This is a genomic window from Streptomyces sp. NPDC001781 (assembly GCF_053596035.1).
In genome coordinates, this window is sequence record NZ_JBSFFI010000009.1 from 144,413 (window position 1) to 163,448 (window position 19,036).

The 19,036-nt window shown below is 72.6% G+C and carries 18 protein-coding genes and 1 pseudogene; 12 read left to right on the forward strand and 7 right to left on the reverse strand.

The genetic code is table 11. From position 1 onward, the window contains the following. Nucleotides 1-21: 21 nt before the first annotated feature. Nucleotides 22-453, reverse strand: a pseudogene (locus ACWCV3_RS11550) (aminotransferase class I/II-fold pyridoxal phosphate-dependent enzyme); the annotation flags it as partial. An 87-nt stretch (nt 454-540) separates the two neighbouring features. Here ACWCV3_RS11550 and ACWCV3_RS11555 point away from each other — a divergent pair. Further along, a complete protein-coding gene (locus ACWCV3_RS11555) occupies nt 541-1,176 on the forward strand; it encodes a winged helix-turn-helix transcriptional regulator (protein WP_451221950.1) in 636 nt (211 codons plus the stop codon). 35 nt (nt 1,177-1,211) lie between these two features. On the opposite strand, the gene ACWCV3_RS11560 is transcribed toward ACWCV3_RS11555, so the two are convergent. The 3 genes from ACWCV3_RS11560 to ACWCV3_RS11570 are packed head-to-tail and all read right to left on the reverse strand — an operon-like array spanning nt 1,212 to nt 4,804. Next, entirely contained in the window at nt 1,212-2,012 is an 801-nt protein-coding gene (locus tag ACWCV3_RS11560; RefSeq protein ID WP_451221952.1) for a hypothetical protein, read from the reverse strand. Next, nucleotides 2,012-3,277 (reverse strand): VWA domain-containing protein, encoded by a 1,266-nt coding sequence (locus tag ACWCV3_RS11565; protein ID WP_451221954.1) that lies wholly within the window; start codon nt 3,275-3,277, stop codon nt 2,012-2,014. The genes ACWCV3_RS11560 and ACWCV3_RS11565 overlap by 1 nt, the downstream gene beginning before the upstream one ends. 9 nt (nt 3,278-3,286) lie before the next feature. After that, a complete protein-coding gene (locus ACWCV3_RS11570; RefSeq protein WP_451221956.1) occupies nt 3,287-4,804 on the reverse strand; it encodes an IucA/IucC family protein in 1,518 nt (505 codons plus the stop codon). 104 nt (nt 4,805-4,908) lie between these two features. Here ACWCV3_RS11570 and ACWCV3_RS11575 point away from each other — a divergent pair, with 104 nt between their 5' ends. The 3 genes from ACWCV3_RS11575 to ACWCV3_RS11585 are packed head-to-tail and all read left to right on the forward strand — an operon-like array spanning nt 4,909 to nt 7,684. Further along, the gene (locus ACWCV3_RS11575; protein WP_451221958.1) at nt 4,909-6,417 is read left to right on the forward strand and encodes an IucA/IucC family protein; all 1,509 of its coding nucleotides are present in this window, start codon (nt 4,909-4,911) and stop codon (nt 6,415-6,417) included. A gap of 54 nt (nt 6,418-6,471) precedes the next feature. Beyond that, entirely contained in the window at nt 6,472-7,386 is a 915-nt protein-coding gene (locus tag ACWCV3_RS11580) for a HipA family kinase (protein WP_451221960.1), read from the forward strand. Nucleotides 7,387-7,396: 10 nt separating this feature from the next. Beyond that, nucleotides 7,397-7,684 carry a SelT/SelW/SelH family protein gene (locus ACWCV3_RS11585; RefSeq protein WP_451221962.1) on the forward strand — a complete coding sequence of 96 codons (288 nt, stop codon included), beginning with the start codon at nt 7,397-7,399 and terminating at the stop codon, nt 7,682-7,684. 6 nt (nt 7,685-7,690) lie between these two features. On the opposite strand, the gene aceB is transcribed toward ACWCV3_RS11585, so the two are convergent. Together aceB and ACWCV3_RS11595 are read right to left on the reverse strand one after the other, a co-directional pair. Beyond that, on the reverse strand, nt 7,691-9,313 hold the full coding sequence (gene aceB, locus ACWCV3_RS11590; RefSeq protein WP_451221964.1) for a malate synthase A: 1,623 nt from the start codon (nt 9,311-9,313) through the stop codon (nt 7,691-7,693). A 64-nt stretch (nt 9,314-9,377) separates the two neighbouring features. Further along, entirely contained in the window at nt 9,378-10,004 is a 627-nt protein-coding gene (locus ACWCV3_RS11595; protein ID WP_451221966.1) for a nucleotidyltransferase family protein, read from the reverse strand. A 262-nt stretch (nt 10,005-10,266) separates the two neighbouring features. Between ACWCV3_RS11595 and allB the strand changes: the two genes are divergently transcribed. The 4 genes from allB (at nt 10,267) to ACWCV3_RS11615 (ending at nt 13,985) form a co-directional block, all read left to right on the forward strand. Continuing rightward, entirely contained in the window at nt 10,267-11,589 is a 1,323-nt protein-coding gene (gene allB, locus ACWCV3_RS11600) for an allantoinase AllB (protein ID WP_451221968.1), read from the forward strand. Nucleotides 11,590-11,619: 30 nt separating this feature from the next. Next, the gene (gene alc, locus ACWCV3_RS11605; RefSeq protein WP_451222049.1) at nt 11,620-12,756 is read left to right on the forward strand and encodes an allantoicase; all 1,137 of its coding nucleotides are present in this window, start codon (nt 11,620-11,622) and stop codon (nt 12,754-12,756) included. An 84-nt stretch (nt 12,757-12,840) separates the two neighbouring features. Beyond that, nucleotides 12,841-13,449: a dihydrofolate reductase family protein gene (locus tag ACWCV3_RS11610; RefSeq protein WP_451221970.1), complete on the forward strand. Its 609-nt coding sequence runs from the start codon at nt 12,841-12,843 to the stop codon at nt 13,447-13,449. A gap of 140 nt (nt 13,450-13,589) precedes the next feature. Then, complete coding sequence (locus ACWCV3_RS11615; RefSeq protein WP_451221972.1) at nt 13,590-13,985, forward strand: ribonuclease domain-containing protein; 396 nt, start codon at nt 13,590-13,592, stop codon at nt 13,983-13,985. A 75-nt stretch (nt 13,986-14,060) separates the two neighbouring features. On the opposite strand, the gene ACWCV3_RS11620 is transcribed toward ACWCV3_RS11615, so the two are convergent. Continuing rightward, nucleotides 14,061-15,083: a Gfo/Idh/MocA family protein gene (locus ACWCV3_RS11620; protein WP_451221974.1), complete on the reverse strand. Its 1,023-nt coding sequence runs from the start codon at nt 15,081-15,083 to the stop codon at nt 14,061-14,063. A 119-nt stretch (nt 15,084-15,202) separates the two neighbouring features. Here ACWCV3_RS11620 and ACWCV3_RS11625 point away from each other — a divergent pair, with 119 nt between their 5' ends. The 4 genes from ACWCV3_RS11625 to ACWCV3_RS11640 all read left to right on the forward strand — a co-directional run bounded on the left by ACWCV3_RS11625 (nt 15,203) and on the right by ACWCV3_RS11640 (nt 18,960). Then, nucleotides 15,203-15,952 carry a GntR family transcriptional regulator gene (locus ACWCV3_RS11625; RefSeq protein WP_451222051.1) on the forward strand — a complete coding sequence of 250 codons (750 nt, stop codon included), beginning with the start codon at nt 15,203-15,205 and terminating at the stop codon, nt 15,950-15,952. Between the two features lie 130 nt (nt 15,953-16,082). Further along, nucleotides 16,083-17,099, forward strand: coding sequence for a sugar ABC transporter substrate-binding protein (locus ACWCV3_RS11630; RefSeq protein ID WP_451221977.1), 1,017 nt, complete (start codon nt 16,083-16,085; stop codon nt 17,097-17,099). Further along, a complete protein-coding gene (locus ACWCV3_RS11635) occupies nt 17,096-18,172 on the forward strand; it encodes an ABC transporter permease (protein WP_451221978.1) in 1,077 nt (358 codons plus the stop codon). The genes ACWCV3_RS11630 and ACWCV3_RS11635 overlap by 4 nt, the downstream gene beginning before the upstream one ends. Beyond that, nucleotides 18,169-18,960 carry an ATP-binding cassette domain-containing protein gene (locus tag ACWCV3_RS11640; protein WP_135786199.1) on the forward strand — a complete coding sequence of 264 codons (792 nt, stop codon included), beginning with the start codon at nt 18,169-18,171 and terminating at the stop codon, nt 18,958-18,960. The genes ACWCV3_RS11635 and ACWCV3_RS11640 overlap by 4 nt, the downstream gene beginning before the upstream one ends. Nucleotides 18,961-19,036 lie beyond the last annotated feature (76 nt).

Below are 19,036 nucleotides of genomic sequence, written 5' to 3' on the forward strand. Positions count from 1 at the left end.
AACTCTATGGCTGGACATGGGTTGTTCGCAGACCTTCGCGCCGGCCAGTGTGGTGACCGCCGTCCACAGCGGGAAGTCCGGGGCCGGGACGAGCACTTCGTCGCCGTCCTCCACCAGCGCCTGTACGGCCATGGAGACCAGCTCGGAGACGCCGTTGCCCAGGAAGACGTCGTCGACGTCCACCTCCAGGCCGAGGGTCTGGTAGCGCTGGGCCACCGCCCGGCGGGCCGAGAGGACGCCGCGCGAGTCGGTGTAGCCGTGGGCATGGGGGAGCATCCGGATCATGTCCTGGGTGATCTCCTCCGGCGCCTCGAAGCCGAAGAGGGCGGGGTTGCCGGTGTTCAGGCGCAGCACGCTGTGCCCCGCCTCCTCCAGCGCGTCCGCGTGCGCGATCACCGGGCCGCGGATCTCGTAGCAGACCTCGCTGAGCTTGTTCGACTGCCGGAACTCCATGCGCCGCAACCCCTCCGGTAACTGGTGTTGCTTGGTTTTACCAAGCAGGAGCTTGGAAAGTCCAACAACATGTCTAGACTGCGTCGCATGCCACCTCGCCGACGCTACGACCAGTACTGCTCCGCGGCCCGCGCCCTCGACCTCGTCGGGGACCGCTGGACCCTGCTGATCGTCCGGGAGTTGCTGGCCGGACCCCGCCGCTACACCGACCTGCACGCGGACCTCCCCGGCGTGAGTACGGACGTCCTCGCCTCCCGGCTGAAGGACATGGAGCGCGACGGACTCACCGCCCGGCGGAAGCTGCCCCCGCCCGGCGCCGCCTACGTGTACGAACTCACCCCGCGCGGCCGGGACCTGCTGCCCGTGCTGCACGCACTGGGGGAGTGGGGAAGCCCCGAGCTGGCCGAGCCGCGCCCCACCGACGCGGTACGCGCCCACTGGTCGGCACTGCCGCTGCTGGCTGTGCTGAGCGCGGCGGAAGTCGGGGCCGGGGTTGCCGAAGTCGCCACGGAGGACGGCGAGTTCCATCTGTACGTCGGCGCGCAGGACGGCCCGGTGTACGGGCACGGACCGGCGCCGGTGTCCGCCGATGCCCGGCTGGTGACGGACGCGGCGACCTGCGCGCGGGTGTGCCGGGGCGAGGTGGGGATCGCGGAGGCGGTGCGGGCGGGGCTGGTCACGGTGACCGGCGACGGGGCGCTCGCCAAGGCGCTGCTGGAATGACGAAGGCCCGCCGAAAGGGCGGGCCTTCGTCCGGGTCAGGCGCCCGGTGGGACGTACGCGGGCCGGCCCCGGCCCCGGGTCAGCGCGTAACCGCCGATGCCCGCGAGCGCGGCCAGCACGCCGCCGACGGCGGTCCACACCCAGCGGCTGGACCACCAGTGCGAGGACCAGCCGTCGTCCGGCTCGATCGCGGAGAGCACGGCCGGCTTCGAACCGTCCTTCTGTGCTTCGGACTTGACCGCGATGCCGGGGACGAGCGGCTTGCCCAGCGAGCCGTCCACGGCCGCCGCGCCGCCGATGTCCTCGGAGTCCGCGCGGACTTCGGCTCGCACCGGCAGGCCGAGGTCGGCGGAGCCGAGGTTCAGCACCGTCAGCCGGACGTAGTAGGTGCCGGGCAGCGGGTCGTTGGCCCACGGCTCGGACCAGGCCCGCACCGTGCGCAGCACGCAGGCCAGTTCGACCGTGGCCGTGCCCTGCGCGGCGGTGCGGGTGGCGGCGCCGTACTGGCAGGACTGGTGGCGGCGCAGGCCGTCGTAGACGTCGAGCTGCCAGGTCTGCGCGGCGTGCGTGTCCGGCAGTTTCACCGTCGCCCTGACCGTCGGGCGCTGCCCGGTGTCGGCCGGGAACGACCAGTACAGGTAGTCACCGGTGGACGCGGAGGCGGTGGCCGTCCGCCCCTGGTCCATCTCGGCCGCCGTGCGGAACGACGTGCCCGCCTGGGTGGGGGCCCTGCCGTCCGCGGAAGCGCTCGGGGAGGGGGAGGAGTCGGCCGCGGCAGGGGCGGCGGCCAGGCCCAGCGTCAGCAGGGCCGCGCTCAGCACACGTGTCGCACGCATCAGTTCGTCCTCCAGACCGCGACCCGCCAGCGGGACAGCCAGCCCCACAGCAGACCCGCGAGGAAACCGGTCAGCACCAGAGCGGCCAGCAGCCACCAGCCGCGGCCGAGGCCGAAGGCGGCCACGTCGGAGGAGGCGGAGGGGCCGTCCACCACGTCGACCGTCAGCTCCAGCGGCATGCCCGGCGTGGTCTTCACCCCGGCCGCGGCCGAGAAGGAGTTGGTGACCTGGAGGCACACCGTCTCCGGGGACGCGTCGTCCTCGTCGGACTCGGGCCTGGGGTAGCGCAGGCCCGTGGAGATCGCGTCGGTACGGCCGGTGCCGGCGCCCTCACCGCGCACGATCTCGCGGCCCTGCCGGCTCACCGCCCGCAGCAGCACGCCGTAGTCGGGGTTCGTCACGCGGTCGTCGGCGACGCTCACCGAGGCGCGCAGCTCCTGGCCGGGCCGGACGTCGACCTTGTACCAGCGCTGCTTGCCGAACTCCTCGCGGTCCGTGTAAAGACCGGACTTGAGCGTGGGGGCCCCGGCGCAGGCGTCGGCGCCCTCGGTGGCCACCGGCGTCACCACCGGATCGGCGGCCCGCTCGACCAGCTGGCCGACCCGGTCCGTCAGTTCCTCCTTGTGCTGCACCGAGGTGTACGTGCCGCCGGTGGCGTCCGCGATGCAGCTCAACTGGTCACGGGTCTTGGCGTCCGGCACCAGGCCCAGGGTGTCGATGGTCAGGCCGATGCCCTTGGCGGCTATCTCGCGGGCCACCTCGCACGGGTCGAGCGGCCGGCAGGTGTCCTCGCCGTCGCTGATCAGGACGATCCGGCGGGTGCCGTCACCGCTCCCGAAGTCTCCGGCCGCCTTCAGCAGCGCCGGGCCGATCGGGGTCCAGCCGGTCGGCGCGAGAGTGGCCACGGCCGTCTTCGCCTCGGTGCGGTCCAGCGGCCCCACCGGATAGAGCTGCTCGGTGTCCTTGCAGCCCTCCTGACGGTCGTTGCCGCGATAGTTGGCGCCCAGGGTGCGGATGCCCAGCTCCACCTCCTCCGGCGTCGCGTCGAGCACCTCGTTGAACGCCTGCTTGGCCGCCGCCATCCGGGTACCGCCGTCGATGTCCCGCGTGCGCATGGAACCGCTGACATCCAGGACGAGTTCGACCTTCGGAGCGGGCTGCGGCTCGGTCTCGTCCGCTGCGGCCCCGCCGGGACACGCGATCCCGGCCGCCAGGGCGGCGAGCAGGGCACAGACGCCCGCCGCCAGCCGTTGTCTTCTGATCATCGGCGGATCTTATTGATCGTAGCTGTCGGGCTCCAAAACGAACGGGTTGGGAAGCTCCGTCCACAGGTCGCCGGGGGTCTGCGGGGACAGCCTCATCAGGGTCAACGCCTTGGCCGGCAGCGGACTTTCACACAGGGCCACCAGGTCGGGCGTACGGGGCAGATCCGGCAGTGCGGCCCGCAGCGCGGCACCCAGCGCCGGACCCGATCCGGCGGTCGCCGCGAGCGCGCCACCGACCAGTGAGCCGAACAGCTTGCGCCGCAGGGCGAGTTCGTCGTCCGTGACCAGACGCCCCGTCAGACCGGCCGCCGACAGGCCGTGCCGGGCCAGCCGGACGGGGCACACCCGGATGTCGGCGAGGTCGCGGTAGACCAGCCGCAGCGGGGCGCCGTCCGGTGCGAGCACCACCAGCAGGTTCTGGCCGTGCGCCTCCAGCGCCACGCCGAGGTCCAGCAGCCGCAGGCCCGCCGTGAGCGCGAGCCGGGTGAAGGCGGCCAGCCAGCCCGGCGACGCGGGCAGTGCCGTGGTCGTCAGCGCGGCCACCGGCAGCACCCGCTCGCCCGGCGCCAGGTACGCCTCGGGTGACTCGCGCAGCAGCACCGCCAGATCCGGCGAGCCGGCCGTGGCGGCGCCGATCGTGTGCGTGACCTCCAGCAGTCCGTCCATCCGCCCGACCAGCTCCGCCGCCAGCACCGACAGTGCGGCCGACACCCGTACGGAGTAGGCGGAGATGTCCCGCACCGAGGAGGTCAGCCGCGCGCTCAGCGCGGTCTTCACGTGCGGCCCGCCGGGCAGCGCCAGGGTGCGCAGCGACATCAGCGGATGCGCGGGACGCCACGGCTGGGCCGTCCGCTTGAGCACATGTGCCGCCTGCCAGGGATGCACCGGCAGCAACAGGTCTTCCCCGGAGCGGAGTTCGGCCGGCCACTCGCCCGACACCAGGCACTCGGCCGCCGGGACGGCCACCGTGCCCAGCTCCACCACCGGCCGGTGCTCCGGCCCGTACCCCAGCTGGTCGGCCACCGAGAAACCGGGCCGGGAACGGCAGTTGGGGTGGAACGGGTGCCCGTCCACCACCCGCTGCTCCCATTCCCAGTCCCGCTCCGGCCACCCGGCACCCGGCTCCGCCGCGCCGGCCCGGGACAGTGCCAGCGACGCCACACTGTTCGCCAGCTCGGCGGCGAACGCCGTCGCGTGCGGCACCGCGAGGTCCGTCATCAGCCTCGCGGGGTCCGCGTACCGCTCCCCGACGAGGCGCACCCCGGTGACACGGTCACCGGTCGCGTACGGGTCCGGGTGCGGACCGTGCAGCGCGCGGCCGTCCGCCAGCCGTACCGTCAGGCCCTGTGTCCCCGGTGTCCGGGACACGGCCCACGGCAGCGGCTCGTGCGCCAGGGCCCGCCACAGCCGCGTCAGCACCGCCGCCCGTGCTCCCGGCAACGCGGCCGCGTAGCGGTCGCGCAGGGCGGGCCGTACGGCGGCCAGCTCCTCGGCGACCTCGGCCTCGGCGGCGGGGAAGTGGTACACGGTCGGCTCCTCGGGGAATCGCAGCTCAGGGCACGATTGTCGGATACCGCAGACCTGCCGGGCACGGTCGGGCCCCCGGACCGGCCACGGCACGACGAGAACGAGTGGAACGCGTGGACCTCAAGCCCCCGACCGACGCCGACCGGCGTGCCGACGCCTACGCCTCGGCGCCGCTGCTGAACTGCCTGCTGCGCGAGGTGGCCCGGCCGGTCCCGGACAGCGGGGACCGGCCCGTGTACCGGCTGCCCGGAACCGGCGTGCGGCTCCGGGTGCGCCCCGGCCGCCGCCCGGCCGAGCCCGAAGTGCGCGCGGACGGCGCCTGGCACCCGCTGACCCACGCCGAGCTGGTCGAGCTGGTCACCGCGGAACTGCGCGCCCGCACCGGGCTGCCGGGCGACGACCTGCCCGCCGAGATGCTGGACAGCCGCGACACCGTCGCCGCCCTGCTCGCGGCCCGCGCCCGCACCGTCGCCCCCGACGACCCGTATCTGCGCTCCGAGCAGTCGCTGATCACCGGCCACCCGCACCATCCGGCGCCCAAGGCACGCGGCGGTGGCCCGGTCGCGGCCTGGCTGCCCTACGCCCCCGAGGCGCACGCCCGGTTCCCGCTGACGCTGCTCGGCGTGCGCGAGGACCAGGTCGCCGAAGAGGGCGACACCGGCGCCCTGGACGCCCTCGGCACCGCCCCTCCCGGCTACCGGCTGCTGCCCGCCCACCCCTGGCAGCTCGACCTCCTCGCCCGTGACCTCGCCCCCGCCTTCGCCGACCGGCGCCTGGTCCGGATCGGCACCACGGAGTCCGCGGTCCGGCCGACGGCGGCGGTGCGCACGGTGTACGAGCCCGGCCGCGACCTGTTCCTCAAGTTCAGCCTGGACGTCCGGATCACCAACGACATCCGGCGGCTGTGGCGCCACGACCTGGAGAAGCTCGGCCGCACCGACACCGCGGCCCGTGCCGCCTTCGCCGCCATGGAGCCGCCGGCGGCCTGGCTGAGCGACCGGGGCTACCGCACGGCGGCCTTCGCGTTCGAGGGACTCGCCGTCCTGGTGCGCGACGGCCTGCGCGGCCACCTCCTGCCCGGCGCCACACCGCTGCTCGCGGCCGGGCTCGTGGAGGGCTTCGACGGCAGCCCGCTCGCCGCCGCCCCCGACCCGGACGCCTGGTGGGCGGCGTACCTGCGCCAGGTCGTCCCGCCCGTGCTCCGCGCCTTCGGCGAGCACGGGGTGGTCGTGGAGGCGCACCTCCAGAACACCCTGGTCGCCGTCGACGCCGCCGGAACGCCCGTGCAGGCGCTGTTCCGGGACGCCGAGGGCGCCAAGCTGCTGACCGACGTGAGCCGCGAGGCCGGGTGGGAGCGGCTGGTGTACTGCCTGCTCGTCAACCACCTCGGGGAGATCGCGGCCGCCCTCGCCGAGGCCCACCCCGGCCTCGACCCCTGGCCGGCCGTCCGTGCCGAACTCCGCCGCCACCCCCTCCCGGAGATACCGGCCCTGCTCGCCGCGCCCGCGCTGCCCGGCAAGACCAACCTGCTGCTCCGCTGGACCGGCGCGGACGGGGCGGACGCCCGCTACCTGCCGCTGCCGAACCCGCTGCGCGCGGGCGACGCCGGCTGACGGGGGCCTTTTCCGGGCCGGGAGCGGGCTGTCGCGATCGCATAACCTGGGTGGATGCTGACCGAGGTCACCGCAACCCGCTACATCGAGCCCCTGCGCTCCGGCGGCTCCGTACCCGCCGTCGTCGAGGCCGACGACCTGGGGACCTACGTCGTGAAGTTCACCGGCTCCGCGCAGGGCCGTAAAGCGCTTGTCGCCGAGGTGATCGTCGGCGAGCTGGCCCGTGCCCTGGGCCTGCGCTTCCCCGAACTGGTCCTGGTGCACTTCGACCCCGCCGTGGCCGCAGGCGAGCCGCACCAGGAGGTCCGCGACCTGCACGACGCCAGCGCGGGCGTCAACCTGGGCATGGACTACCTGCCGGGCGCCCGGGACCTCACCCCCGAGGTCGCCCGGCACTTCCCCGTGGACCCGCTGGAGGCGGGGCGGATCATCTGGCTGGACGCGCTCACGGCCAACGTGGACCGCACCGTCCACAGCTCCAACCTCATGGTCTGGCCCACCTTCGGCACCGCGCCGCCCCGGCTGTGGCTCATCGACCACGGCGCCGCCCTCGTGTTCCACCACCGGTGGGACACCACGAACCCCGGTCGGACGTACGACTTCCGTCACCACGCGCTCGGCCAGTACGGCCCCGACGTGCGTGCCGCCGACGCCGAGCTGGCGCCCAAGGTCACCGAGGAGCTCCTGCGCGGCATCCTCGCCGAGGTGCCCGACGCCTGGCTCGCCGACGACCCGGCCTTCGCCGGCCCGGAAGCGGCCCGCGCCGCCTACGTCGACCACCTGCTGGCGCGCCTCCGGCTCTCCGCCGAGTGGCTGCCCACCGACTTCCCCGACCGCGCGGAACTCGCCGCCGAGGAGACCGCCCGCGCCGAGCGGTCCCAGCGGGGGCGCCCGGACTGGCTCAAGCGCGTCCCCGACCTGCACGGGCGCCCGGCGGCGGAACAGGACTGGTCGGCACACCTGGGATGAAGGGAACTGCGTGAGTCACCGAGTCGAGATCGAGTACTGCACCCAGTGCCGCTGGCTGCCCCGCGCGGCCTGGCTCGCGCAGGAGCTGCTCACCACCTTCGAGACCGAGCTGGAGACCCTCGCGCTCAAGCCCGGCACCGGTGGCGTCTTCGTCGTACGGGTGGACGGCGAGCCGGTCTGGGACCGCCGTGAGCAGGGCTTCCCCGAGCCCACGGCGGTCAAGCGGCTGGTACGCGACCGGGTCGCGCCGGAGCGGTCCCTCGGGCACTCCGAAAAGCTGGGGCACTCCGAGAAGTGAGCGCGCTCACCCGGTAAGGCGGCGGTAGGCCGGAAGCGTCAGGAAGTCGGCGTACTCCTCGTCCAGGGCCACCGTCAGCAGCAGGTCGTGCGCCTCCTGCCAGTGCCCAGCCGCGAACGCCTCGTCGCCGATCTCCGCCCGCACCGCCTCCAGCTCGGCCGCCGCCAGCCGGCGGGCCAGCTCGGGGGTGGCACGCTCGCCGTTCTCGAACTCGACGCCCGCGTGGATCCACTGCCAGATCTGCGAGCGGGAGATCTCGGCGGTGGCCGCGTCCTCCATCAGGTTGAAGATGGCCACCGCGCCGAGGCCGCGCAGCCACGCCTCGATGTAACGGATGCCGACCTGCACCGCGTTGACCAGCCCGGCGTAGGTCGGCTTCGCGTCCAGAGAGGCGATGTCGATGAGGTCGGCGGCCTTCACCTGGACGTCCTCGCGCAGCCGGTCCTTCTGGTGCGGGCGGTCGCCGAGCACCTTGTCGAAGGACTCCATGGCGATCGGCACCAGGTCCGGGTGGGCCACCCAGGAGCCGTCGAAGCCGTCGGCCGCCTCACGGTCCTTGTCCGCCCGCACCTTCTCGAACGCCACCTTGTTGACCTCGGCGTCCTTGCGGGACGGGATGAACGCCGCCATCCCGCCGATCGCGTGCGCGCCCCGCTTGTGGCAGGTGCGGACGAGGAGTTCGGTGTACGCGCGCATGAACGGCGCCGTCATCGTGACCAGGTTGCGGTCCGGCAGCACGAACTCCGGCCCGCCGTCACGGAAGTTCTTCACGATGGAGAACAGGTAGTCCCAGCGGCCCGCGTTCAGCCCGGAGGCGTGGTCGCGCAGTTCGTAGAGGATCTCCTCCATCTCGTACGCGGCCGTGATCGTCTCGATGAGTACGGTGGCGCGTACGGAGCCCTGAGGGATGCCGAGATGGTCCTGCGCGAAGACGAACACGTCGTTCCACAGCCGGGCTTCGAGGTGGGACTCGGTCTTCGGCAGGTAGAAGTACGGGCCCTTGCCCAGCTCCAGCAGGCGGGCGGCGTTGTGGAAGAAGTACAGACCGAAGTCCACCAGGGCGCCCGGCACCGGCTCCCCGTCGGCCCCCTTCAGGTGCCGCTCGTCCAGATGCCAGCCCCGCGGCCGCATCACGACCGTCGCCAGCTCCTCCTGCGGGCGCAGTGCGTACGGCTTGCCGGTGCGGGCGTCGGTGAAGTCGACGCGCCCGGCGTAGGCGTCCGTCAGGTTGAGCTGGCCCAGGATCACGTTCTCCCAGGTGGGGGAGGAGGCGTCCTCGAAGTCGGCGAGCCAGACCCGGGCGCCGGAGTTGAGCGCGTTGACCGTCATCTTGCGGTCGGCCGGGCCGGTGATCTCCACCCGGCGGTCCTGCAGCGCGGGCGGGGCGGGGGCCACCCGCCAGGAGTCGTCGGCGCGGATGTCCGCCGTGCCGGGCAGGAAGTCCAGCGTGCCGGTGCGGGCGATCTCGGCGCGGCGCTCGGCCCGGCGGGCCAGGAGCTCGTCGCGGCGCGGGGTGAACCGGCGGTGCAGCTCCGCGAGGAAGTCCAGCGCCGGTCCGGTGAGGACCTCCTCCTGCCGGGGGAGCGGCTCGGCGTCGACGACGACCGGCGGGGACGCGGGTGCGGACATGAGCGGTCACTCCTCCGTGGCGGGCTGGTCGGACTGGGCAGCGTAATTTCCTGATCGCCGAACCTCAATGGGCCCCGCCGGGGCGCAGCCTGCCGAGGTCGGCGGCGGTGTCGATGTCGTACGGGTCGGCCACGTCCCCGCACTCGACGAGGCGGATCTCGGCGGAGTGCCGCTTCAGGTAGGCGCGGGCGCCCTGATCGCCCCGGGCGGCCTCGACCACCCCCGGCCAGTGGGCGGCGCCGAGGAGCACCGGGTGGCCGCGCCTGCCGTCGTACGCCGCCGACACGAGGGAGGTCTCCTCAGTGAAGCCTTCCAGCACCCGCGCGTACGCCTCGCGTCCGATACCCGGCTGATCGACGAGGCTCACGAGAGCGGCGCGCGCGTCCGTCCCGGCGAGAGAGCGAAGCCCGGCCCGCAGCGACGATCCCATCCCCTCGCCCCAGCCGGGGCTGTCCACGAGCACACATCCGCTGAACTCGGCTTCTGCGCGCACCTCTTCGGCCCCCGCCCCGAGCACCACATGCACCCGGCCGCACCCGGCCTCCCACAGAGCACGCGCCGCCCGCTCGACGAGCAGCACCCCGTCATGCCGCAGCAGAGCTTTCGGCCGCCCACCGAGCCTCCGCCCACCTCCGGCGGCGAGCAGGAGCCCGGCGACTTGAGGGTGACGGGGGGCTTCGTCGGGTGTCATGGGACCAGGATGCCGGGATGTGGGCAGGTGCGGGGGTATCTGGCGACCCTCGGCGTCCGTCGACCCGCCCCTATGGCGTGCGGCGACACCGCCGATCGGAGCCCCTGAACACCCCCTCGTCCGCTAAGGCACCGCGGCCCCGGCGGCTGGCACCCTTGACTCGTGGTGGAGCAGCCCGCGAGACTCCTTCAACAGAACGTTGAAGTCCGTTACATGGGTGTTAATACCGTTTCCCGGGTGTGAACGGCGGAGAGGGGTTCGGGTGTCCGAGGGCGTCGAGCTGGCGCTGCGGTCCAGGCGGGTCGTCACCCCGGAGGGGGTGCGGCCCGCGACGGTGACCGTCGCCGACGGGACGATCACGGGCGTGCTGCCGTACGAGGCGGGGGTCCCGGCCGTCGAGCTGGGGGACGACGCGCTGCTGCCCGGTCTGGTCGACACGCACGTGCACGTCAACGACCCCGGGCGGGCCGAGTGGGAGGGGTTCTGGACGGCGACCCGGGCCGCGGCGGCCGGAGGGATCACCACCCTCGTCGACATGCCGCTGAACTCCCTGCCGCCGACCACCACGGTGGACCATCTGCGGATCAAGAAGGAGGCGGCGCAGGGCCGGACCCACGTCGACGTCGGCTTCTGGGGCGGCGCGCTGCCCGGCAACGTCAAGGCTCTGCGCCCGCTGCACGAGGCCGGGGTGTTCGGCTTCAAGGCGTTCCTCTCGCCGTCCGGCGTAGACGAGTTCCCGCATCTGGACCAGGCCCGACTGGGCGCCTCCCTGGGCGAGATCGCCGAGTTCGACGGGCTGCTGATCGTGCACGCCGAGGACCCGGCCCACCTCGCGGAAGCCCCCGCCGGCCCGGCGTACGCGGGCTTCCTCGCCTCCCGCCCGCACGCGGCCGAGACCGGTGCCATCGCCCAACTTCTCCAGCAGGCGCGCAGGTTGAACGCCCGCGTCCACATCCTGCACCTCTCCTCCGCCGCCGCCCTCCCGCTCGTCGCCGCAGCCCGCGCCGACGGAGTCCGCGTGACCGTGGAGACCTGTCCGCACTACCTCACCCTGAGCGCCGAGGAAGTCCCAGACGGAGCCAGCGAGTTCAAGTGCTGCCCGCCCATCCGTGAGGCCGCCAACCGGGACCTGCTCTGGCAGGCGCTCGCGGACGGCACCATCGACTGCGTCGTCACCGACCACTCGCCCTCCACCGCCGACCTCAAGACGCCGGACTTCGCGACCGCCTGGGGAGGCATCTCCGGCCTCCAGCTCAGCCTCCCCGCGATCTGGACCGAGGCGCGCGCACGCGGGCACCGGCTCACCGACGTGGTGCGCTGGATGTCCGCCCGCACCGCCGCCCTCGCCGGCCTCGACCGCAAGGGCGCCGTCGCACCGGGCCGCGACGCCGACTTCACCGTCCTCGCCCCGGAGGACACCTTCACCGTCGACCCGGCCCGCCTCCACCACCGCAACCCGGTCACCGCCTACGCCGGCAGGACCCTGCACGGCGTGGTGAAGTCCACCTGGCTGCGTGGCCGACGGATCTACGACGAGGGCGCGTTCACCGAGCCGAGGGGCCGTCTGCTCACCCGTGACGGCTGACCCCCGTACCCCTCCCCGGAAGGAACCCCGATCACCGTGACGGCGCAGCAACCCTCCACCCCGCCCCGCTTCACCGGCGACGCGGCTCCCTACGGCGGTGGCGACCCCTACGCGGACTACCGCACCGCCGACTTCCCCTTCACCCACCACCCCGACCTCGCCGACCGGCGCCTGGGGGCGGGGGTGATCGCCGCTAACGACGAGTTCTTCGCCGAGCGGGAGAACCTGCTGCTGCCGCAGCGCGCCGAGTTCGAGCCCGGCCGCTTCGGCCACAAGGGCAAGATCATGGACGGCTGGGAGACCCGGCGCCGTCGCGGCCCGAGCGCCGAGGACCCCTGGCCGGGCGCCGGCGACCACGACTGGGCGCTGATCCGCCTCGGCACGCCCGGGGTGATCCGGGGGATCGTCGTCGACACCGCGCACTTCCGGGGCAACCACCCGCAGGCCGTGTCCGTCGAGGCCACGGCGGCCCCCGGCAACCCGTCACCCGAGGACCTGCTCGGCGACGACGTGAAGTGGACGACGCTCGTCCCGGTCACCCCGGTCGGCGGCCACGCGGCCAACGGCTTCCTCGTCTCCGCGCCCCAGCGCTTCACCCACCTCCGTCTCAACCAGCATCCGGACGGCGGTGTCGCCCGCCTGCGCGCGTACGGCGACATCGTCCCGGACCCGGAGTGGCTGGGCACGCTCGGCACCTTCGACGTGGCCGCGCTGGAGAACGGCGGCCGGGCCGAGGACGCCTCCGACCGCTTCTACTCCCCGGCCGCCAACACCGTCCGGCCGGGCCGCTCCCAGCGGATGGACGACGGCTGGGAGACCCGGCGCCGCCGGGACCGGGGCCACGACTGGATCACGTACCGGCTGACCGAACAGGCGCTGGTGCGCGCGGTGGAGATCGACACGGCGTATCTGAAGGGGAACAGCGCGGGCTGGGCGGCGGTGTCGGTGCGGGACGGCGAGAGCGGGGAGTGGACCGAGGTCCTGCCGCGCACCCGGCTCCAGCCGGACACCAACCACCGCTTCCCGCTCCCGGCGCCGGCCGTCGGCACGTACGCGCGCGTGGACATTCATCCGGACGGGGGGATCTCCCGGCTGCGCCTCTTCGGCTCTCTCACCGACGCGGGGGCGAGCCGCCTTGCCGCACGGTTCCGGGAACTGGACGGCTGAAGCGGGCCGGGGACCGATGAGTCGCGGTCCCGCGCGGGGTCTGCATCGTCGACAGCAGGACCCGGCACCGGAAGAAGGCACCTCATGGGCAAGCTCGTCTCCACCGTCTTCGTCTCCCTCGACGGCGTCTACCAGGCCCCCGGCGGCCCCGAGGAGGACACCAGCGGCGGCTTCGGCCAGGGTGGCTGGACCTTCCCCTACGCCGACGAGGGCTTCGGCGGCTTCGTCGACGAGAGCTTCGGCCGGGCCGGCGCCTTCCTCCTCGGCCGCCACACCTACGGCATCTTCGCGGGCTACTGGCCCAAGGTGACCGACCCCGGCAACCCGGTCGCGGCCAAGCTGAACGCGCTGCCGAAGTACGTCGTCTCCGCGACCGTCGAGCACCCCGGGTGGGCCGGGACGACCGTGCTCCGCGGCGACCTCGACAAGGAGGTCCGGGCACTGAAGGAGCGCACCGAGGGCGAGGTCCAGATCCACGGCAGCGGGGCGCTGGTCCGTTCGCTGGTGAACCTCGGTCTGATCGACACCCTGCACCTGCTGACCTTCCCCGTCGTGCTCGGCGAGGGGCGCCGGCTGTTCGTGGAGGGCGCCGTCCCCACCCGCTTCCGGCACGCGGGCGGCACGGTCACCGGCAAGGGCGTCTCCATCCAGTCCTACGACCTCGACGGCCGCCCCGAGTACGGGTCCTTCTGAGCAATCCGACCACGCGCCGACGGGGGCCCGAACGGTTCCTGCCGGCGCGGGTGAACTCCGCGACAACTCATCGGACCTGCCGGGAAACTCCACATCTCCCTCATTGACATGAACGCGTCTACGCGCGTCATCATGAACCCATGAGATTCCCCCCACGCACCACTCGCATCGGCGCTGCGGCGGCCCTCCTCTCCGCCCTCCTCGTCGGCGGCACCGTCTCCGCCACCACCGCGGACGCGGCCACCGCCTCGGTCGGCAGCATCTGCTACGGCGCCCTGCCGTCGCAGGCGCACGACACCCTCGACCTCATCGCCCAGGGCGGCCCGTACCCGTACTCCCAGGACGGCGTCGTCTTCCAGAACCGTGAGGGCGTCCTCCCCGGCCAGTCCTCGGGGTACTACCACGAGTACACGGTCATCACCCCCGGCGATTCCACCCGCGGCGCCCGCCGCATCGTCACCGGGCAGCAGACCCAGGAGGACTACTACACCTCCGACCACTACGCCACGTTCGACCTCGTCGACTACGGCTGCTGACCACGCCGTTCACCCCCGTCCCGCGACTCCTCCCCCCACGTCGGGGTCGCGGGGCGGGGCCGTGTCCGGGACGGCTCAGACGTGGGAGGACCGCACCCGGTCCGGAACCTCCGCCAGCGCCACCGCTCTCCGCTCGCGCCGCGAGATCTCGCACGCCTCCGCGATGCGCAGGGCCTGCAGGGCCTGCCACCCGTCGCAGGGGTTGGCGTGTTCGCCGCGGACCACGTCGACGAAGGTGCAGAGTTCCGCCCCGTAGGCGGTGCCGAAGCGTTCGAGGAAACCGGGCCAGGGCCGGTCGGCCGGGGGAGGGCCCGTGGGTTCGGTGGAGGCGATCGGGGTGCGGTCGTCCAGCCCCACCACCACCGTGTCGAGTTCGCCGGACAGCTCCATGCGGACGTCGTAACCGGCTCCGTTGAGCCGGGTCGCGGTGGCCGTGGCGAGGGTGCCGTCGTCCAGGGTGAGCAGGGCCGCGCCGGTGTCGACGTCGCCGGCCTCGCGGAACATCGGTGGACCGGCGTCGGAACCGGTGGCGTACACGTCCACGACCTCGCGGCCGGTGACCCAGCGCAGGATGTCGAAGTCGTGGATCAGGGTGTCCCTGAACAGGCCGCCCGACAGGGGCAGCCACTCACGCGGGGGCGGGGACTGGTCGGAAGTCAGGGCGCGCACGGTGTGCAGCCGGCCGAGCCGGCCCGAGCGCACCGCCTCCCGGGCGCCGGCGTACCCCGCGTCGAAGCGCCGCTGGAACCCCATCTGGAGCACGGTCCCCGCCGCCGCGACCTCGGCGAGGGCGTGCAGCGTACCGGGCAGGTCGAGCGCTATCGGCTTCTCGCAGAACACCGGCAGCCCCGATCGTGCCGCGCGGCCGATCAGCTCCGCGTGCGCCGCCGTCGCGGTGGTGATCACCACCGCGTCCACACCCCACTGGAAGACCTCGTCCACGCCGGGCGCCGCCGTCTCGCCGAGCCGGTGCGCGAGCTCCTGCGCCCGTAACGGATCGGAGTCCGTCAGGATCAGCGATCCGACCTCCCGGTGGCGGCTCAGCGTGTTGGCGTGGATGGCCCCGATGCGGCCCGTCCCGATGACCCCGATGCGCATGAGGACACATTGAGGGGCAACAACGTGCACCTGTCAATCGGAATGTCAGGACAACCTGACTTCACGACTTCCCGTCATCCGGGCACCGGACTACCCTCGAGCCCGTGCCGAAACCAGATGTGGACCCGACCGCGCCGCTCGGTCTCCGCGTGGACCGAAGTTCCCCGGTGCCTTTGTACTTCCAGCTCGCCCAGCAGTTGGAAGCCGCCATCGAGCGCGGCGCCCTCCCCCCCGGCAGTCTGCTCGGCAACGAGATCGAGCTGGCCGCGCGGCTCGGACTCTCCCGGCCCACCGTCCGCCAGGCCATCCAGTCCCTCGTCGACAAGGGGCTGCTGGTGCGCCGCCGGGGAGTGGGCACCCAGGTCGTGCACAGCCAGGTCAAGCGCCCGCTGGAACTGAGCAGCCTCTACGACGACCTGGAGGCGTCCGGACAGCGGCCCGCCACCAAGGTCCTGGTCAACACCGTCGTCCCCGCCGGTGCCGAGATCGCCGCCGCGCTCGGCCTCACCGAGGGCCACGACGTGCACCGCGTCGAGCGGCTGCGGCTGGCGCACGGCGAGCCGATGGCCTACCTGGTCAACCACCTGCCGCTCGGCCTGCTGGACCTCGACACCGCCCGGCTGGAGGCCACCGGCCTGTACCGGCTGATGCGTGCGGCCGGCATCACCCTGCACAGCGCCCGCCAGTCCATCGGCGCCCGCGGCGCCACCTCCGCCGAGGCCGACCGGCTCGCCGAGACCGAGGGCGCCCCGCTGCTCACCATGAAGCGCGTCACGTTCGACGACACCGGCCGCGCGGTCGAGCAGGGCGACCACACCTACCGCCCGGCCCGGTACTCCTTCGAATTCCAGCTCCTCGTACGTCCCTGAGACGCCCGTGACCGCGTCACGTTGTCCGGACAAACGACCAGCCAGGTGTGCCCCGGCACGGAAACGGGTCCTCCACGTGTTCGATACTGAAGTGTTTGCGTCAGAACACGGCATGAAGGGGCAAGGCCTCGTGGCACGGTTTCAGAACCGGGTGGGCATGACGGTGGCAGGAGCGTTCGCTCTGCTCGCCTGCGTCTCGCTGACCGCCTGCAGCAGCACCGGCGGCAAGAAGGCCGAGGACGCCCGCAAGGCCGCCACGGCCCAGGGCAGGGCAGCGGTGACCACCCCCCGCTGGACCATCGCGATGATCACCCACTCCGGAGACGGTGACACCTTCTGGGACATCGTGCAGAGCGGTGCCAAGCAGGCGGCGGTCAAGGACAACATCAACTTCCTGTACTCGCACGACGACGAGGCCCAGCAGCAGGCGCAGCTCGTGGACGCGGCGATCGACAAGAAGGTCGACGGGATCATCGTCAGCCTGGCCAAGCCCGACGCCCTCAAGGCGGCCGTGGCCCGCGCCCGCAAGGCCGGCATCCCGGTGGTCACGGTCAACTCCGGCTCGGCGCAGTCCAAGGCGTTCGGCGCGCTCAGCCACATCGGCCAGGACGAGACCATCGCCGGTGAGGCCGTCGGCGAGGAACTGAACAAGCGCGGACGCAAGAACGCCCTGTGCGTCCTGCACGAGCAGGGCAACGTCGGCCACGAGCAGCGTTGCGACGGTGTGCAGAAGACCTTCCACGGCAAGGTCCGCAAGCTCTACGTCAACGGCACCAACATGCCCGACGTCCAGTCCGCCGTCGGCGCCAAGCTCCAGGCCGACCGGGACGTGGACGCCGTCGTCACCCTCGGCGCACCCTACGCCGACACCGTGGTGAAGGCCAGGGAGGACGCCGGCAGCAAGGCCGAGGTCGACACCTTCGACCTGAACGCCAGGGTCGCCGCCGAGCTGAGGGACGGCACCCTCGGCTTCGCCGTCGACCAGCAGCCCTACCTCCAGGGCTACGAGGCGGTCGACCTGCTGTGGCTGTACAAGTACAACGGCGACGTCCTCGGCGGCGGAAAGCCCGTCCTGACCGGCCCCCAGATCATCACCAAGGACCAGGCGGGGGCGCTCGCGGCGTACACCGATCGGGGCACCCGATGAGCACATCCACCGACACCCGGCCCACTCCGGGCCCGGCGCCGGGCGGCGAGCCCTCCCGCGACGAGCGGCTGCTGCGCACCTCCCCGCTGCGGGGGCTCCTGTCCCGGCCGGAACTCGGCTCGGTCGTGGGCGCTCTCGCGGTCCTGGTCTTCTTCGCGGTCGCCGCCGACGGCTTCCTGCGCCCCTCCAGCATCAGCACCGTGCTGTACGCCTCCTCGACCATCGGCATCATGGCCGTACCCGTGGCCCTGCTGATGATCGGCGGCGAGTTCGATCTCAGCGCGGGCGTCATGGTCACGTCCTCCGCGCTGATCTCCTCGATGTTCAGCTACCAGATGACGGCGAACATCTGGGTCGGCGCGGGCGTGTCCCTGCTGGTGGCACTGGCGATCGGTGCCTTCAACGGCTTCATGCTCACCCGCACCAAGCTGCCCAGCTTCATCGTCACGCTGGGCACCTTCCTGATGCTCACCGGCATGAACCTGGGCTTCACCAAACTGGTCGACGGCACGGTCTCCACCAAGTCCATCGGTGACATGGAGGGCTTCCCGAGCGCCCACGCCGTGTTCGCCTCCACGCTCAGCCTCGGCGGGGTCGACCTCAAGATCACCGTGTTGTGGTGGTTCGGCCTGGTCGCCCTCGCCTCCTGGGTGCTACTGCGCACCCGCGCCGGCAACTGGATCTTCGCCGTCGGCGGCAACGAGGACGCGGCCCGCGCGGTCGGCGTCCCCGTCGCCAAGACCAAGATCGGCCTCTACATGGGCGTCGCCTTCGGCGCCTGGGTGTCCGGCCAGCACCTGCTGTTCTCCTTCGACACCGTCCAGTCCGGCGAGGGAGTCGGCAACGAGCTGATCTACATCATCGCGGCCGTCATCGGCGGCTGCCTGATCACCGGCGGCTACGGCAGCGCCGTCGGCTCGGCGGTCGGCGCGCTGCTCTTCGGCATGACCAGCAAGGGCATCGTCTTCGCCGAGTGGAACCCGGACTGGTTCAAGTTCTTCCTCGGAGCCATGCTCCTCCTGGCGACCCTGCTCAACACCTGGGTCCGCAAGCGCGCGGAGGCCACGAAATGACCGTCACCGAAGAGCGCGTGCCCCTGGTCGAGCTGACCGACGTCAGCAAGCACTACGGCAACGTCCGTGCCCTGGAGGGGGTCTCCCTCCAGGTGCACGCGGGGGAGATCACCTGCGTCCTCGGCGACAACGGCGCGGGCAAGTCCACCCTGATCAAGACCATCGCGGGACTCCACCAGCACGACGGCGGCACCCTCAGCATCGAGGGCGAGGAGACCCGGCTCGCCTCCCCGCGCGACGCCCTGGACCGGGGCATCGCCACGGTCTACCAGGACCTGGCCGTGGTCTCCCTGATGCCGGTCTGGCGCAACTTCTTCCTCGGCTCCGAGCCCCGCAAGGGCAAGGGCCCCTTCGCGCGCCTGGACACCGACCTCATGCGCCGCACCACCCGCGAGGAACTGCTGCGCATGGGCATCGACCTGCGCGACGTCGACCAGCCCATCGGCACCCTCTCCGGCGGCGAGCGCCAGTGCGTGGCGATCGCGCGTGCCGTGCACTTCGGCGCCAAGGTGCTCGTCCTGGACGAGCCCACCGCGGCACTGGGCGTCAAGCAGTCCGGTGTGGTCCTCAAATATGTGGCCGCGGCACGTGATGCGGGCCTGGGTGTCGTACTGATCACCCACAACCCGCACCACGCGCATCTCGTCGGCGACCGCTTCGTGCTGCTGCGTCGCGGCGCGATGGTGGGCAACCACACACGCGACGAGATCACCCTGGACGAACTGACCAAGCAGATGGCGGGCGGGGCGGACCTGGACGCTCTGCACCACGAGCTGAAGCGCGGCTGACGGGCGCGGAGCCGCGGCGATTCGCGGCTCCGCCCCCGACAGCGCCGCGCCCGGCGTGAGCGTGAGGCACAATCGA

Excerpts from the sequence above, each read along its gene's own strand:
- ACWCV3_RS11555 (WP_451221950.1), top strand. The coding sequence starts at position 541 with ATGCCACCTCGCCGACGCTACGACCAGTACTGCTCCGCGGCCCGCGCC.
- ACWCV3_RS11560 (WP_451221952.1), bottom strand. The coding sequence starts at position 2,012 with ATGCGTGCGACACGTGTGCTGAGCGCGGCCCTGCTGACGCTGGGCCTG.
- ACWCV3_RS11565 (WP_451221954.1), bottom strand. The coding sequence starts at position 3,277 with ATGATCAGAAGACAACGGCTGGCGGCGGGCGTCTGTGCCCTGCTCGCC.
- ACWCV3_RS11580 (WP_451221960.1), top strand. The coding sequence starts at position 6,472 with ATGCTGACCGAGGTCACCGCAACCCGCTACATCGAGCCCCTGCGCTCC.
- aceB (WP_451221964.1), bottom strand. The coding sequence starts at position 9,313 with ATGTCCGCACCCGCGTCCCCGCCGGTCGTCGTCGACGCCGAGCCGCTC.
- ACWCV3_RS11595 (WP_451221966.1), bottom strand. The coding sequence starts at position 10,004 with ATGACACCCGACGAAGCCCCCCGTCACCCTCAAGTCGCCGGGCTCCTG.
- ACWCV3_RS11610 (WP_451221970.1), top strand. The coding sequence starts at position 12,841 with ATGGGCAAGCTCGTCTCCACCGTCTTCGTCTCCCTCGACGGCGTCTAC.
- ACWCV3_RS11615 (WP_451221972.1), top strand. The coding sequence starts at position 13,590 with ATGAGATTCCCCCCACGCACCACTCGCATCGGCGCTGCGGCGGCCCTC.
- ACWCV3_RS11620 (WP_451221974.1), bottom strand. The coding sequence starts at position 15,083 with ATGCGCATCGGGGTCATCGGGACGGGCCGCATCGGGGCCATCCACGCC.
- ACWCV3_RS11635 (WP_451221978.1), top strand. The coding sequence starts at position 17,096 with ATGAGCACATCCACCGACACCCGGCCCACTCCGGGCCCGGCGCCGGGC.
- ACWCV3_RS11640 (WP_135786199.1), top strand. The coding sequence starts at position 18,169 with ATGACCGTCACCGAAGAGCGCGTGCCCCTGGTCGAGCTGACCGACGTC.